Consider the following 17,703-nt stretch of genomic DNA (forward strand, 5'->3'; position numbering starts at 1 on the left):
TTAATTTTTTAAAATATAGTCTACTCCTGCTTTTGAATGAATCTCCGTCGTATTAAAAATAGGGACCGCTAGGTCTTCCTGAAAAATCATTAAAGGAAACTCCGTACATCCAAGAATAACACCTTCTGCTCCTTGCGCTATTGATTTTTTTATAATGCCCAACACGTATTCTTTAGACTCCTTAGTGACCGTACCATACGTTAGTTCTTCTTGAATAATTCTGTGCAATTCATTAATCTCTTTTTTTTCTTTAGGCACTAGAACCTCAATACCATTGTCTTCAATTCTTTTGGTGACAAAGGTTTCTTCCATACTATACCTAGTGCCAATAAAAAGTACTTTTTTTAAGCCTTTTTCATGAATTGCTTTGGCTGTAGCATCAGCAATATGTATTACAGGGAAATCTAGCTGTTTTTGAACAACATCAAACACTTTATGTGGCGTATTAGCACAAAAAAGTACGGAAGTTGCTCCTGCTTTATTTAAGTTTATAGCAGCAACTACCAACATATTAGCAATAGAATCCCATTTATCTTCTATTTGGAATCTATGAACTTCTGCCTGATTAAGTGTATAGACCAACAACGGGGGGTTTGTATTATTTCCGTAATAATCATTTACAGACTGATTTATGGTTTTGTAATAATCAACTGTTGAATGCCATGAAGTTCCTCCTATTAATCCTAATGTATTCATTTCGGTATGATTTATTTTTGGAAGTAGCAGTTGTTCTAATTTATCTTTTGGAGGAACAATATAGGAGGTAAGGACTAAAAACAAAAACCCAAAAATGTATTTTTTCATAACAATATGTACTTTAATAATTAGACTTCATTAAACGGGGTGTTAATTTCCTTTTCCAAGTAGCGCTATCCACTGGTCTTTATAAGCCAAATTCCTAATCCCATTTGAGTGTGCTTTTTTCCCTTCAGGAACCTCTAAATCAAAAGCATAAATATTTTCTTCAGGAATATTCATGGCTTTATACGTTTTGAGGATAGTAGCAGCAACAGGTTCCTTAACATGATAGGTTCCATACCAACGATCCATAGGTGTGATACTCTTTTTTGAATACCAATCTGCTATTTTATTTTTCGCAGAATAATCCCATCCTCCTGAAAAATCAATAACCCTTGCTACACGATGTGTCTTCGCAATAAATGCGGACATTCCTCCTCCTTGAGATTGACCCGCTAAAGCGATCTCCTCCCATTTTGGTTGGCCATTTTCTAAGTAATGATCCCATTTTCCCTTTTCATCATTCTCCGAAAGATACATTAGAAGTTTGGTAAAACGGTTTAGAATAGCGTCATAAGACGCATCGCTAATCAACGAAAAAGTTGTGGTACCATACACCCTTCTATTTCTAAATTCTTCAGCACAATTAGAATTTTCAATGATCGTATTGCCTTTACAGATTCGTGCTATTGCAGGAGTATTTATATACGATAGGTTGATTACATAATATCCTTGATCAATGGCTGTAGAAAACAAATCCTTTGGCCCTCTTGAAGCTATCCCATTTGTACCTGGTAAAAAAAGCAGCAATTTACCTTGCTTTATTGCCGGATTATAAGTTACAAAATGCGGGGTATTGGCCTTATTAATTCTGGCATCTGTTTTTGAAGGTACAATGTTTAATACCACATTTGAATTAGCTAATAAATCAACATCTTGAGCACTAGAATAAGTGTGAAACAAAAAAATAAAAATTATTGAAAATATATAGTGCTTCATTCGTTCTGTCTCAAAAATTAATTTAAATGTATTCATAAATATTGCAATTAAAATAAAAAAGGCTCCTGAAAATTGTATTAAATTTTAATAAGTTCATTCCACTTATCTATAAACCCTACCATTGCCTGAACAACGTTATTTATATTCGCTGCTCCTCTTTCCACGGTTGCTTCTTTAGGGTTTAATTCTCCCCAAACACCTGTTTTAGTCATGTCTATCGTTGCTGTTTTCTTTCCTGTTTCTTCTCCTTTTAGCGCTTCTGAAAGAAATAATAGTTTAGCCGTAGGTTCCTCATTAACCACCTCTGAAACCATATTTTCTAAATGCTTAGGAAGCGTTAATTTTGTCGCAGTAGCTTTATCTAATTGAACCAAATCTGGCATTAAATACAAAGAGTCTGATGTTTCTCCTGTACCCGCATGACGGTCTAACACTTTGGGCTTTGGGCTATGATCAGGTTTCAAATAGGGACGTATTGCTTCGCCAAAATCTACGGCAATACCCTTGGTTTTTTGGTTAATTTGATCTACTAAAAAAGTAGTAATAGCCCTATTCCCGCCATGAGAATTCATAAACACAAAACGTTTAAAACCGTGTTTGATCAACGATTGAACCGTTTCCATATGCACTTGAATTATCGTGTCTGCGCTTAATGTAATAGAGCCAGAAAATGCCATGTGATAAGGAGATTGTCCTGCCATTAAAACAGGAGCTACTAGAATATCACGCTCTTGTGCGATAAGCTTACACTGCTCTACTCCGTTTATAAAATCGGTCCCAATAGGCAAATGACTTGAATGCTGTTCTAATGCTCCAATAGGAATAATAACCATATCAGATTTCGATAAAAATGCATCCACCTCAGGAACCGTCATGTGAGGCAAATAATTCTTAACTTTTTTCTCGTTCCAAAGTGGGTTTATTGAGGAGCCTGTATGCATAGAAATACGTTTTAGAATAAATAATAGTTAATTAGTTCTGCTTTAAAGATTAAGCGATAGGCTATTTTATGATAATTGTTTCTAGATGTACAGGAACGATAATAGTAGCTTCGGGGGAAACGGCTTTAACCTCTTCAATAAAAGGTGTAATCTTATTGTCTATAGCTTTTTCTTGAGAATACCCATAAGGCACTCTAAAGTTATCCCAATGGGTAGGTATTATAGTTTTAGGAAAATTTGTAGCTTTCAATAAGCGTTCTGTATACTTGTAAATTTCCAATCTTGAAAAATTTACGCCTGGCAAAAGAATATCTGGCGTTAGGCCTTGAACTTCTTTTTCTAAAAAGTTCATAGAACCTGCTGTTAATATTTTGTGATTATTGAATCTTACATAAAACATTAAGGAACCACCTTCTATAAAGTCTTCTAGCTTTAAGGGTGCTTTTAATTCTTTTTCATGCGTTCTAGCATCAAAATAATGTTTGTCATTTAAAGCAGAATGTATCGAAGGAACCACCTTTACCGAAAACTCATCAAACTGATAATCTTCCCCGCCTCTAACGGTAAGTAGTTGTTCTTCCGGAACCCCGTAGGCTCTTAGTATATTGCAGCTCGTTTCTGTAGCAATTACTTTAGCACCTGTTTTCTTTGCGATATAAGGTACATCTCCTAAATGATCTAAATGCGAATGGTGTACTAAAATATAATCAGCCGTTGTAATATGTTTATTGATGACCACGGTGTCTGATACAAAATAATCACTTTCATAATAATTTTTACGAGGATCTTCTTTACTATTTGCAGGGCTATCTCCTAATTTTACTCTAGACAAATAAGGGTCTACTAAAATGGTTGTTTTCCCATCTGTCATTTCCCAACCAGCACCACCAAAATATTTTAATTTCAGTTCTTGACTGCTTGCATATTGAAGACCTAAAAACAGAAGTCCTAAAAACCATGTTTTAGAACTCATAATTTTTGAAGGTGATTTTTTAATTCGTGTATTTAACATGAAGTGCATAAATTTAAGATTGCATTAAAAGAGTGATACTAATCGATGACCTCAACGATTACTTCTATTTCTACAGCTTGCGCTCTAGGTAATGTAGCTACACCAATGGCAGCGCGCGCATGAATACCTCTTTCTCCAAAAACAGCCACCATTACATCTGAAAAGCCATTAATTACTTTTGGTTGTTCTATAAAAGTAGGCTCAGCGTTTACAAAAGCCAAGGCTTTCACGATACGCTTCACTTTTTTTAAATCACCCAACATGTATTCTAATACTGCTATTTGATTTATTGCCGTTAATCTAGCACCTTCATAGCCTTGATCAATAGAGACATCTAGCCCTAGTTTCCCTGTCATTTCAGTTCCATCTGCATATCTAGGGCCTTTGCCTGCTAAAAATATAAGGTTACCAGTTTGTACACCATTAACGTAATTAGCTACTGGGTTGGGGGGACTAGGTAACGTTATATTTAATTCTTTTAATCGCTGTTCTGGATTGTATTCTTTTTCAATACTATCTGGCATTACTTTTTTCAGTTATCGTTTTTAGCTTTAAAATCCGCCGCGTGCCACAAAGGCTCACTTTCATAATAATTTCCATTGGTAACAACTGCTTCAACAGTTCTCAAGTTTTCAATATTTTCTAATGGATTTTTCTCTAAAATAGCAATATCTGCTTCTTTACCAATCTCTAAGGTCCCTGTTTCATCGCCTCTTCCCATAGCAGTTGCAGGAACGATTGTAGCTGTTTTAAGAGCTTGCAAAGGCGTTAATCCTCCATATTTAGTATAGGTTTCTAATTCTAAAAAGAGTCCAAATCCTGGTGCAAAATTATCCGTACCAGCAACAACAGGTATCCCTGCTTTGTAAAACTTTCCTATTACCGCTGCAGATTTCATTATATCTTTCTTCGCTTGTTCTGCACGTGTTGCATTTAAACCACTTCTAAACCTTTTACCTTCAAAAAGTTCATAAGCCATTTTACCTGCATCTGGTTCTATTGTTTCCATTAATTCGCCTTCTTGCATAGTACGTACAACTCCCAAACCAAGTGTAGGATCTAATACAGTACCGTGTTTTAAATAAAACGCGATTGCAGTATTAATCTGCTCCTCAGTAATTTCATTTTTAGCCATAAAATATGACCCTAATTCTGATATTTTTTTATCTGGAAATAATACCGCTAAAATCCTATTGTAATGACTTAACATATCCATACCATCTTCCACCGCCTTATTTGCATTATCGACCAATGCAGGAACATGGCCGGTAACGGTCATACCAACTTTATGAGCTTCAATAGCTAATACTTTTAAAATTTCTGGCTCTATTGAAGTATAAATCTTAATTTGCTCATACCCATTTTTATGGTATAAGTCTACAACTTCCTTAGCTTCTTCTGCAGATCTAGCTCTTATAATTCCGTTACCTTTAACACCAGGCCCGTCCGTCATACCAGACAATAGAATATCTGGCCCCAAGGCTCCATCTTTTGCTATAGCATCTCTAAAAGCGGTTGCAAATTCTAATTCATTACCATTATCTCTAATTGTAGTAACACCACCCGCTAAGTATGTTGGTGCCCATTGTACCTGATTTGAATGTGCATGCATGTCCCATAAACCAGGTATTAATGTTTTTCCTTTTACATCAATAACTGTTGCGTTTTCAGGAATTTCTACATCAGTTCTTTTTCCAATTGTTTTAATACGACCATCTTCAATAATCATGGTCATATCCTTTAATGTTTGATCACTTAGACCATCTACAATATCACCACCAACTAAAGCTTTAACTTTAGCTTGTTCTCCTTTTAAATCTGTAGTATATTTTTTAAGCGCTGCCATTTGTTCTTCGACATTACCTTTGATAAAAAATGGTTTAGCTTCTTCATAACCTTTCTTTATTAACTCTCTAATTTGAGTATTTGCTTTTACTAAGGCAACTAAATTTTTAGACTTATCTAACCAAATGGTACGCCCGCCCCAATTAATACCTTCAACAACATAACGATCTAATGCAACATCTTCTCCTTTTATTTGAACAATGTCTTCTCCTTTGTGTGTTAAAGAAACTTCTCCTCTTGGTAACGTTGATAATGATGTAATACCTTCATGATTAAAATAATATTGATATAACATCATTTCAATCCCAGCAGGAATATTACTATTTACTGCAAAAAAAGCATCTTTTTTATTTGAAGTAACTACATCAAAATGCTTTTCCCATATGGAAACCTGATCTCCATGAACCTCCATTTTAAATATATTAGTGGTATCCTTACTCGTAATACGTCTACTTTCATAAGATATTGGTTCCAGATCAGTTGTTAAGTATAATTTTGATTCTATACCCGTAATACGACCTCTTTCATTTTCACCTTGGATAGACGTAACTGTTATCCTGTCTTTATTTGAAGTAATATTATAAGTTTCTTCCCCTATTTGTGACTGCCTTCTATAAACAAAAAAAGTACCCTCATCACTAATATCTTGCCATTTTGAGGGTGTAGTTGTACAACCAGTAACGAAAAGCAACACAACCATTTGTAGCATGTAGCTTGCTTTATTCATCATAAATTTTGAATTATTTTTAACTATCATTTTAGTTTTTTTTAGAATTGTAATTAGAGCCTATACTTAAAATCAAGGAAATTTAGGGGTGAATTTATTGAAGTAAAACTGATTCAATTCATCAGAATTACTTTCAATAATATCTAGTTTATTATCGCCATTTAAATCAAATGTCAGGATATCATAGGTACTAAAATTCTGATTATTTAATTGAACTTTCTCCCAGGAAGTGGCATCTCCCGAGTTAATAAAAACGTTATTTGGAGCGGCTACATTCCCAACAATGATGTCTATATTACCATCACCATTTAAATCGCCAATAGACAGCGAGTAAGATTCATCTGAACTATCATCAAATACTACTTTACGCGTGTATGTTCCTTTTTTACTTCCAAAATAGATGACATTAGGCTCTCCTATATTTGCAGTAATAATATCCTTAAATCCATCTTTATCTAGGTCTATTACGGCTACAGATCTTGTAACATCATTACCTGTTCCATAGGGTGTTTTTTTTGAGAATTTTAGATTGCCATCATTTAAATACACATAGTTGGGTTGGTCATCTCTATTGGCTAATATCAAATCTAAATATCCATCGTCATTCATATCTGCAACCTCAACATCTATGGTAGAATCTTTTTTATCACCAAACCCTATAACTTCCGTAAAAATCCCTTTTCCATTATTTAAGCAAATTTCATTTTCACTTCCTCTATTGGTAATCAGAATATCTTTATCGCCATCATCATCTAAATCTGCAACAACAATATTTCTTGTGTGCCCATATTTTTCACCAAAGCTTGCACCTTTAGTAAAGTTTCCTGCTCCGTCATTTATAAAAATGTAATTGGGAGCCATATCATTTCCAACGGCAATATCTAAATCGCCATCACCATCAAAATCTGCGAGTTCTGTAGAATAACTTGTTTCTTGCTCTGTCCCTAAATTTTTTGAAACGGTAAAAATACCACGTCCATTGTTTATAAAAATTCGGTTCTGACCTGGCCAATGCCTACCATTTGCCGCAACAATATCTAAATCGCCATCATTATCAATATCACCAATACCCATAGAAGCGGTTCTCTCCTTATGGATACCTAAAATTGTTCTACTATTATTAAAAAAATTTGATTTTTGGGAGTGTACAGAAAGGATGCAACTTGAAAAAAGTGCAAATAGAATATATTTCATACGTTAACTATTAGTTGGTTTGAGTCGCTAGTATTAATAAGCAGTTGTGTCTCTTTTTATAGACACAATTTTGGTACTGAATTTTATTTATTTAAAATGTTGGATCCCCATGGCTTGATACACCTCTTCGGCATAAAAAAGATTTCCCCCCTTCATGGTCCACTCAACATTACGAATTGCACTAATCGCTTCTAAGGGATTTCCATCGATAAGAATAAGATCTGCTTTTTTACCAACTTCTATAGAACCGTATGATTCTGACACCCCTGTCATTTCTGCAGATTTTATTGTTGCAATTTTTAAAACCTCCGCATTGGGGATACCTGCTTGCGCATAAAGCTCTAGTTCTCTATGATATAAAAAACCTGGAAGCCCATCTGTACCTGGAACAATTTCTATCCCTTTCTCATACAAATCATAAACAACGGCTAACATTTTATTAAAACTCCCTTTATAGCGTGTTATTTTCTCACCAGATTTTGGGAGTCCACCGCTATAATAATCACGTTGGTTAAGTAATGGAAGTCTGTCTATAATCTTAACATAAGTAGGACTTGGCTCGCCTTTTACGGACACAAACATATTTTCAAAAATAGAAACGGTAGGATCTATACGGATGTTTTTTGTTTTTAAAAGATGCACAAAATCGAGGTATTCTTTAGATTTAAGATCAAGGTCTACACCGTGGTATGCAGACATCGTATGCCTTAATGGCGTGCGGGTATCTATGGTATCTGATAAAAAATTGAGCAAAACCATGTTCATATGCTGTATCTCATCATATCCTTGATTAATGGCTTGCGTAGCCGTCATAAAAGCAGGAATATGACCGCTAACACGCATCTCTAATTCATGCGCTCTTTTAGTTAAAGGCGCTACCCATTCTGGCCTAATAGAACTATATAATTTAATTTGCTCATAGCCTAGATCTTTATATTCTTGTATTTCCGACAAGCCTTCTTCTACAGAACTCACTACGTTACGTTGATTCGCATAAGGCCCATCTCCATCTATAATACCCCCAAATGTGACAATACGTGGGCCGATAATTTCATTGGTATTAAATTGCTTGCTTAACACTTTTAATTGTTTGTTGTTTGCTAAATCTCTAACAGAAGTAACTCCACCAGCCACATGTAACATGCCTCTAAATTTGGTATTATGCGTATGCATATCAAACATGCCAGGCATTAGTGTTTTTCCACCACAGTTAATAACTTTAATCTCTTTACTTATTTCTTGATCATCACTAGCTTTAATTGATTCGATGTTATCACCATCTACAACTACATCTTGATTTTTTAATAGTGTTCCTTGAGCAGTAAAAACATTTACATTTTTAATGATAACCTGATCTAGTTTATGAGTTACCTTTTTAGCCACATCAGCTAAATACTCATCTTCAATAGCGTCTTGTATGCCCTTCATTTCTAGGCGCAATTCTTTTAAATCTGTTCTAATAATATGCAGATTTCCTGATATTTTAGCAACCATTTCATCCCCGATCATCCATAAATATGTGGGATTCATGTCCAATCCTTTCACCATTAAAAGGTTTATTAGCGTACTGTTAGAAAGAGATATAGCACGTTTATCCACAAGCTCAACTTCGCCTTTTGGGTATAATTTTACTTTTTCGTCTTCAGAGGACATTAGAAGTTTGGCAAGAACTTCATAAATGGCAGGAGAGCCATCATATCTAAAATAAAGGGCGTCTCCGTTGAAGTCGCCCTTACGCTCACCTTTTGGATTTAACCAAGTTGCTTTATGCTTTTCACTCTTAAAAAACTCCTGTATGGAATCTTTTAAATAATTAACCCCAGAAACAGATTGCGAAGTAATATACCCTTTCTTATTAAAAGTTAGTTCTTCTAAAAATTCAGGACCACGACCTCTATCTGTATAGGTATAATAATAGTTTACCGTGTTTTTATTGGTCTTCCACTTCTCATATTTACCTGCTAAACCTTCTCTAAAAACCACATCGTAAACCACTTTATCTGAAGTGTTCTCATTTGCAGAGAATGGGTTATTAAAACTACTTGTAATTATAAAAAAAAAGAAAAGTGTGCATATATATTTCATAAGCTACAAGAGTATTTTAAGGTGTATACTTCGTTTTTTTGCTATTTAAGCGTTAAGACTTTAGCGTATCTTTAAAATACCCCAACCAATTGAGACCCAGTATCTTTTCTATATCCCCGGTACTATACCCTCTTTTGTCTAAAACTTTTGCCACTTGCAAATAACGATCTGGTTTATCTAATTCGGGAATCCAAGGTGGCCATTGTACTTTATAGGATGGTTTAAATCTCGTTAATCTTGGTACGTACCAATTCTCTCTAGTAGCACCTGTTGCCTCTAAACCTTGAATAGCAAAATCTGCTGCAACACCTACATGGTCTATTCCTGCAATTTTAACGGCATGGTCTATATGATCTACATAGGTTTCCAGTGTGGTTTTTGTCCCTAATTCTGGACCAATCATATACCCTAAACATATAATTCCTATAACTCCGCCTTTATCTGCCATTGCTTTAATTTGGCCGTCTGTTTTAGCTCGTGGATGGTCTTTATATAAAGCCTCACACATAGAGTGATTAAAACAAGCACCAGAGGTACTAAATTTAATTCCGTCGTTAGTTGTTTCTCGCCCACAATGCGATAGATCTATCATGATCCCTAGCTCATTCATACGTGCTAAAGCCTCAATACCAAAGTCTGATAAGCCAGAGTTGGTGCGTTCTGTACTCCCGTCTCCCAATAAATTTCTCTGATTATAGGTTAATTGAATCCAACGTGTTCCTGCATCATAAAGTGTATCAATATTATCTATTGATTTTTCTATCATTGTTGCATTCTGAAACCCTAAAAATGCGGCCGTCTTATTTTCTTTTTTTGCGCGAATAAAATCATCAGCGCTTGTAGCAAGTAATAGTTTATCAGGATTATCTTTTATTCGTTTTTGCCACTCTGCTAACGAAGCTAAGGCCACATTTAAATTACCCGATGCTAATGAAGCTCCAAACCCCGTATAACCAGATTGATCTAATGCTTTAAAAGATTCCTCGTTCCAACCCCTAGGTATTATTAACCCATCTATAACGATGGCTTCTTTATAAAGTTTTTCTATTTTTTTATCTAGAAGGTTTGTAAATACACTGTTTGACATGTTTTGGTTTGGGGCTATAGTAATGGATTCCATTATTGAATTAAAGGCCATTGCCGTCTGTGCGGGAAAAAGTGTTCCTAGTGATAATAGTTTGACTAAATTTCTACGATTTTGTTTCAAAATATTCTAGTATTACTATTTAAAAAATGATATAAAGAGATAGTTAAAAAGCAAGGCTATTTTTAGCATTGCTTTTTATCATGAATTAAATCTTGTACACACATTGAAAATAACAGTAACGTATCAATGTGTGTAACAAGTAAATGGTTCCAATAGGGTATTAATTAATACCCTGGATTTTGCTCAATATTAGGATTAACATCTGTCTCGTCTTGAGGTATTGGCATTATAACAGTATCTGCTCCATAAGGAATTAAACAAATCTGTGCCGTACAGTTGGTTCTAACAATATCCATTTGATTACGCATCAAATCCCAAAGTCGTTGTCCTTCAAAGGCCAACTCTAATCTTCGTTCCAAGAATATAGCATCATCAAGAGCAACACCAGTATCTGTATTATCTGGTTCATCTGCAATTGCACGTTGACGTACCATATCTAAATCATCTTGTGCACCCGCTATATCAGTACCAATTTCTGCTCTAGCTTCTGCGCGTATCAAATACATTTCTGCTAGTCTAACAACTTTTACATTGTCAAAACCATTGATGTCCGGATATTTGATCATCCTATTTGGTGCAAATTCTCCAGTTAATAAAGGGTCTACTTCAAAGGTGCTTAAGCGAGCATCATTCTCAGGATAAAGATTAGCTACATCATTTGAAGGAAGGTAATCTCCAAAACCTGCTTGTAGATAAAGTCCAGCGATACCATTACCACCAACATTATCAGTTTCAGTCATTGATATTTCAAAAATAGACTCCGAACTATTGTCGGTTGTCCACAAGTCATAATAGTTAGCGTTGGAAACTAAACTATAATCACCTGATTCTATAACATTTGAAGCCATAGCTTCTGCATTTGTCCAATCTTCTTGAAACAGATATACTTTAGCCATTAATGCCCTTACCGATATTGGAGATAAGGTATTTGAATTACCGCTTCTAGAGTTCCCATTCATAAAAGAAATACCCGTAGTCATATCAGAAATAATTTGTTCATATACTTCTGCTACGGTACTTCTAGAAGGTTCATTATCTAAATCAAAATTCAAAACAATTGGCACCCCTAAATGACTAGCATCTGCCGTATAATTATATTGTTGAGCAAACATGCGTACTAAATCAAAATACATCAAACCTCTTAGCGCATAAGCCTCACCAATGATATGATTTTGCTCCGCTATAACTGCATCAGATAAAATTGTTTCGGAGTTGATGATAGCGTTAGCTGCATTAATTCCTTCATAAGCACTAGCCCAAAGCGCTTGCGCCTGTCCATCGGATACTCTTTGAATATGTTCGGCATAATCTACAACTCTGTTGGCCTGCCCATTTTGTTTTACGTCATCTGCTAATACATCAGGTATCATAATCATATAACGTCCATAATATTCTGAACCAGATAATTTATTATATATGCCAGTAATAGAAGATTCATAACCGTCAAGATCCAATAAGGCATCGGTATCCGAAACAGATTGTTGCGGAGTAAGTTCTAAAAAAGAGTCTGAACAAGAGAATACGAGTCCAGTCAATATCGATAATATAAATATTTTATATGTTTTCATATTTTTCATCATTTAAAGTTGAATATCTAAACCTATGGATACAGTCTTCACTGCTGGCGTCTGTCCTGTGTAGCTACCATTAATACCTTGTTCTGGATCAATGTACAGGATATCCTCTTTCACAAAGGTTAGGATATTAGTTCCTCTAGCATACAATCGCATAGAATTCAAACCTAATAGCGAAGTAATCTTTTCGGTAAAATTATAGGCAACTGTTAAATCTCTTAATCGAATATAACTACCATCATACAACCATCTAGTTTGGTTTCCTTCATTACTACCATTACGACCACCCCAAATAAACTGAGGCGCTAATGCGTCTGTTGAACCAGGTTGCCATCTGTTGTCATAAATAAAGTCAGCTGTACTTCTTGGCGTTAGTCTTCCGTCTCCTAATGTACCTCTTGCTCTAGAATCAAAAATATAATTACCGTAAGAGTAGATAAAGTTGGCACTAAGGCTTACATCTTTATAAGTGAACATGGTATTGAAACCTCCAAAAAATTCTGGTGTAGCAGACTTGTCATCTAAAAAGCGCTCTGCATCACTGATATCATTCGTTATCGTTGTTTTTGAAGCATCTGTATACCATTGTGGATCACCATTTTCTTGATTCACACCAGCCCAACTATATAAATAGAAAGATTGAAAATCTTCACCTTCTTGTCTTCTATAAGCACCATCTGTAAAATCGTCAGTAAGTTCTGTGATTTCATTCTTTAGAAAGGTGGTATTAAACCCAACATTCCAAGTAAAGTCTTTCTTGCTGATGATATCTGCATTCATTGAGATTTCCAAACCTGAGTTTTTCATTTCACCAAAGTTTTGGGTCAACGAAGAGAAGCCGGAGGTCAAGGTAATTGGCACATTTAAAATAAGGTCTGAAGAAGTACGTTCAAAATACTCAACAGTACCACTTATTTTAGAAAACAGACCAAAATCTATACCTACGTTAAAATTCTGTTGACTCTCCCAAGTAAGATCAGGATTGGCAATTTGGTTTGGACTACCACCTGGATTACCATCATAATCTTGACCAAAAACGTAAAGTCCTTGTGAAGGAAAATTACCAATGGCAGCATTACCTGTTACACCCCAAGAACTTCTAACTTTTAGTAAATCTAAAAAGGAAACATCTTCTAAAAAAGATTCCCTACTAGCAACCCAACTTCCACCGAAGGAATAAAAAGTACCCCATCTGTTATCAGCACCAAATCTAGAAGACCCGTCTCGTCTTAAACTACCTGAAAGAAAATATTTTCCATCGTAGTTGTAATTTAACCTAGAAAAGGCAGAAACAAAGGTATACTCAGATTTTGATCCACTAATGGCAAACTCTGCCGATGCACTATTTAACGTTCTTAAACTTTGGTTAGGAAATTGCGTTCCAGAAGCACTAAAGGATTCATTATTAGTTTCTTGAGCTTCAAAACCCCCTAAGACATTAAAGTTATGGTTATCACCTAAAATAAAATTATAATCTGCTGTTTGCGTACCTACAAAGGTTCTAAGTGACGTATTGGCTTCGTAACCAATACCTCCAGAATTTCTTCCTCCACCATATCTTGGATTTTGATATTGCGATTCGGTTAACGTAAGAAGGTCAAAATTCAATTGTGAACGTAAGGTCAGATTCTTAATTGGTTTAATAGACACCGCAAAATTATCAATAACCCTAAACTGTTTATTTTCCCATAAATCATCACCACTTAAAGCACCAACTGGGTTGGCTCCTCCTAAAGGAAAATAGTCGGCATGTTCCCCATTAAATCTTCCTTCTTCATCATAAATAGGAATTAACGGTGATAACTCTAAAGAGTTTTTAAACGGATTATTAAAAGAACCACCATCAAAAAATGTATTTGTTGTACTGTTCGAAACCGATATATTATTGGAAATGGTTAAATAATCTGTCGCTTTAAATTCAATATTACTTCGGGCACTTAACCTATTAAAACCAGATCCTATAATATAGTTTTCTTGATCATAATAAGCTCCAGAGAAAAAATACTTTAAATTATCAGTACCTCCACTAGCACTTAAATCATAACTTTGAGTTATTCCCGTTCTGGTAATTGCATCTAACCAATTGGTATCTGTAGGTTCTCCCGTTGAAGGATCAATCAGTTGTTGAAAAGTAGCATCAAATCTTGCTTGCGCTTCCGCTGCTGTATCTCCACCATTAACATAACCTTCAAGATAAAGTTCTGTATACTCTGCGGCATTCAATGGTTTCAAGATCTTATTGTATGCTTGTGAATTGAACCCTGTTAGGGTTTTTAAGGTAATTTTAGCCTTACCAGACTTTCCTGATTTTGTGGTAATTAAAATAACACCATTTGCTCCTCTAGACCCATAAATTGCAGTTGAAGATGCATCTTTTAATACTGAAATTGATTCAATATCATTAGGGTTAATCGATGCCATAACATTAGTACTAGTACCTCCATTATCTATAGTACCGATACTACCATTTTGTATAGGAATACCATCTATAACGTACAATGGTTCACTAGACGCTGATATAGAACCAATACCTCTTATTCTAACTTGTGTATTTCCACCCGGGGCACCATCTACCGCACTTGCCTGTAAACCTGCAGTACTACCTCTTAATGCTTGCTCGAAACTAGAAACCGGTGCTTGTTCAAAAGTTTCACTTTTTACAACACCTACAGATCCTGTTAAAGATTCTTTTGTTTGCGTACCATATGCCACAACTACAACTTCACCTAAAGCTGCTGCATTTTCTTTTAAGGTGATATCGATAACATTTTTTTCACCAACAGTAGCAGTTTGAGATAACATTCCTATATAAGAAAATGCTAATATGTCTGTACTATTAGCGTTAATAGCATAGTGACCATCAAAATCTGATTGCGTACCTTGAGTGGTACCTTTCACAAGAATATTTACACCTACTAATGGTATTCCATCAGTACCATAAACGGTTCCTGTTATTGTCTTTTCTTGTACCGAAGCATCATCGTTTGAAATATTTTGGTTCGTTGTTCTCGATTCAACTTTTTTAACGACAATTTGCTTCCCTTCTATCTTATAGGTAAGATTTGTATTTGAAAAGGCTTTATCCAGTATGGTAGAAATTTTTACATTTTTAAGCTTTAAAGAGATCTTCTTATTTGTACTGATCACATCATCTTTATAAAAAAAGATGTAATTACTAGTACTCTGAATTTCACTAAAAAATTGCTCAACAGAAAGATTATTAAGTTCTACATCCATCTTACTTTGCCCCATAGCCAAATTGGCATAAGCACTTGAAAGACCGATAGTAATAAACAATAAAAATATTCTCATAAGCGTAAGGATTCCTAAACTTAAATTTTTTTTCATATTTTTGGTATTGGTTAATTAATGTCACTTTTTTTTAAGTGATTTTGATTTAAAATACCCAGAAGATGTTGGACGCATCTTCTGGTCTTTTTTACTAATTCAAATAACTACTAGTTTTCATTCATATACTGACTGTATGTTTAGTTAATAATTATTTTATCTTCTTTAAAAGTGTAATTCATATCTGTGCTAGCTTTAATATTTATTAATACACTCTCTATATCTTCGTTTAAATCTAGATACCCAGAAAAACTTTCAGTACTTAAACGTTCATCTTCTATAATAATGTTCTTATTATAATACCTAGATACTCTCTTTATAATATGCTTTAAATCGTTTTTCTTAAATACAAATACACCATCTTTCCAAGAGAAATAATTATCAACATTTACCTTCTCTGAAAATATACTTTTATTGATTTTATCGTAACTAGCCTTTGTCCCTGGAGTTATTTTCATTTTATCCATGTGGCTAGAAGAAGAAGAAGAATCGTTTTTGTAACTAATTTGGACACTACCACTTTTTAAAACTGTATTTATTGTGTTTTCATCTTCATAACATGTTACACCAAACACAGTCCCTAAAACCTCTATTTCCTGATCTTGAGACATCACTATGAATGGTTGATTCTTGTTATGTGCGACATCAAAAATTGCTTCGCCTTCTAAATAAACCTCTCTTCTATCGCCATTGAAAACAGCAGGATATATCATTTTAGAACCTGAGTTTAACCAAACTATACTGCCGTCCGATAAATTTATTTTTGACCGCTCTCCGTAAGGAACTAATAGTGTATTATAAACAGTTTTATTGTTTTTAGAAGTCTCCTGATTAACTTCTTTTGCGTTTCCTAAGCTTATTTTCTCGCCTGTTTTTGAATAATTAATTGTTTCCGTGTCTTTATCAATATTCAAATTTTCACCTCCACCCAATATCAAGACCACTTTATCAGATCCATTGACATTTACATTTTTAGAAGACGCTACAAAATCTGAAATTGAAACTTCTGGAGTTCTATTATTGTACCAAAAAAATCCTGAAATAAGAAGTCCTGCAGAAAAGGCAATGGCCAAACTTTTTCCAAAAACCTTTCTTGTTTTTGAGATTTTATTTATTGAAGTAAATATGTTTTTTTTCAACAACTCTTTCTCTACTTCAGATAATTGATTATTATATTTTGATTTAATTTCTTTCATGTCTTTACTTAGATTCAATAATCTTAAATTTCAAGTTTTTATTAAATTGACTAATTGAATTGAATGCTATTACTAATAAGTAGTTTCTTTATTTTTTATAGACAGTATTAACTCAGTTTTATTTGAATTAATAAAATTTTAATTTCCGTAGTGTTTTAATAGCACGATATATTGATGTTCTCGCCGTTTGTACAGATATATCCATAATCGTTGAAATTTCATCGTAAGATTTTTCCTGATCAAATCTTAAAAAAAGTATTTTTTGCTGCTTTTTAGTCAGCGTACTAAGAGCCTTGGCTAACTTTGCATTCCGCTCCCTCGTATTTTCTTGATTGATAATAGATTTCTCACAAGAATTAGTGTGGTTTGTATTGGTGAAATCTGGTTTAAATTGAAAATCATCTAATGATACAGAGATGTTCTTTGACCTATATTTTTTATTAATTTTCCGCTTTAAAGATCTAAACAAATAATATTTTACATTATCCGTCATCGATAAATTGTTTCTATACTTATACAGGTCTACAAACAAATCATGAATACAATCTGAGACATAGCTTTTATCTTTAGAATGATACATCCCATAAGTAAAAAGAATATTGATGTATATGTCATATAATTCGCCCAAAGCAAGCTTATCGCCATCTACCAATCGTTTCCAGATTAAAAGCTCCCCATTTTTATCAACAAAAAATTCTGTACCACTAAATTCTGGTTGTTGATCAAATACTTTTTCATCTGTATCTAAATTTTTTTCTGTAGCTAAAGCCAATGCTAACTCACCATATTCCTGCATGATATTCAAATTTAATATTATGTTCTGCTTATGCCTTCATA

General features: G+C 34.3%; 13 protein-coding genes. All 13 read right to left on the reverse strand.

All coding sequences use genetic code 11. The features are described 5' to 3' along the window. Positions 1-804 carry an aspartate/glutamate racemase family protein gene (locus GQR94_RS07585; RefSeq protein ID WP_158974921.1) on the reverse strand — a complete coding sequence of 268 codons (804 nt, stop codon included), beginning with the start codon at positions 802-804 and terminating at the stop codon, positions 1-3. 42 nt (positions 805-846) lie between these two features. Beyond that, positions 847-1,773, reverse strand: coding sequence for a hypothetical protein (locus GQR94_RS07590; protein ID WP_158974922.1), 927 nt, complete (start codon positions 1,771-1,773; stop codon positions 847-849). A gap of 41 nt (positions 1,774-1,814) precedes the next feature. Next, on the reverse strand, positions 1,815-2,678 hold the full coding sequence (locus GQR94_RS07595) for a creatininase family protein (protein WP_158974923.1): 864 nt from the start codon (positions 2,676-2,678) through the stop codon (positions 1,815-1,817). A gap of 61 nt (positions 2,679-2,739) precedes the next feature. After that, positions 2,740-3,651, reverse strand: coding sequence for an MBL fold metallo-hydrolase (locus GQR94_RS07600; RefSeq protein ID WP_158974924.1), 912 nt, complete (start codon positions 3,649-3,651; stop codon positions 2,740-2,742). Positions 3,652-3,728: 77 nt separating this feature from the next. Further along, a complete protein-coding gene (locus tag GQR94_RS07605; RefSeq protein ID WP_158974925.1) occupies positions 3,729-4,214 on the reverse strand; it encodes a RidA family protein in 486 nt (161 codons plus the stop codon). A gap of 8 nt (positions 4,215-4,222) precedes the next feature. Further along, positions 4,223-6,292 carry an amidohydrolase family protein gene (locus tag GQR94_RS07610; RefSeq protein ID WP_158974926.1) on the reverse strand — a complete coding sequence of 690 codons (2,070 nt, stop codon included), beginning with the start codon at positions 6,290-6,292 and terminating at the stop codon, positions 4,223-4,225. A 42-nt stretch (positions 6,293-6,334) separates the two neighbouring features. Then, positions 6,335-7,456 carry a VCBS repeat-containing protein gene (locus GQR94_RS07615; RefSeq protein ID WP_158974927.1) on the reverse strand — a complete coding sequence of 374 codons (1,122 nt, stop codon included), beginning with the start codon at positions 7,454-7,456 and terminating at the stop codon, positions 6,335-6,337. An 87-nt stretch (positions 7,457-7,543) separates the two neighbouring features. Beyond that, on the reverse strand, positions 7,544-9,541 hold the full coding sequence (locus GQR94_RS07620; protein WP_158974928.1) for an amidohydrolase family protein: 1,998 nt from the start codon (positions 9,539-9,541) through the stop codon (positions 7,544-7,546). 52 nt (positions 9,542-9,593) lie between these two features. Then, positions 9,594-10,628 carry a dipeptidase gene (locus tag GQR94_RS07625; protein WP_158974929.1) on the reverse strand — a complete coding sequence of 345 codons (1,035 nt, stop codon included), beginning with the start codon at positions 10,626-10,628 and terminating at the stop codon, positions 9,594-9,596. Between the two features lie 284 nt (positions 10,629-10,912). Then, complete coding sequence (locus tag GQR94_RS07630) at positions 10,913-12,316, reverse strand: RagB/SusD family nutrient uptake outer membrane protein (RefSeq protein WP_158974930.1); 1,404 nt, start codon at positions 12,314-12,316, stop codon at positions 10,913-10,915. Between the two features lie 12 nt (positions 12,317-12,328). Next, positions 12,329-15,670: a TonB-dependent receptor gene (locus tag GQR94_RS07635; RefSeq protein WP_158974931.1), complete on the reverse strand. Its 3,342-nt coding sequence runs from the start codon at positions 15,668-15,670 to the stop codon at positions 12,329-12,331. Positions 15,671-15,810: 140 nt separating this feature from the next. Next, positions 15,811-16,866, reverse strand: a complete 1,056-nt coding sequence (locus GQR94_RS07640) for a FecR family protein (protein WP_158974932.1) — start codon at positions 16,864-16,866, stop codon at positions 15,811-15,813. Positions 16,867-16,993: 127 nt separating this feature from the next. Next, complete coding sequence (locus tag GQR94_RS07645; protein WP_158974933.1) at positions 16,994-17,662, reverse strand: RNA polymerase sigma factor; 669 nt, start codon at positions 17,660-17,662, stop codon at positions 16,994-16,996. Positions 17,663-17,703 lie beyond the last annotated feature (41 nt).

Source organism: Cellulophaga sp. L1A9 (genome assembly GCF_009797025.1).
Taxonomy (GTDB): Bacteria; Bacteroidota; Bacteroidia; order Flavobacteriales; family Flavobacteriaceae; genus Cellulophaga.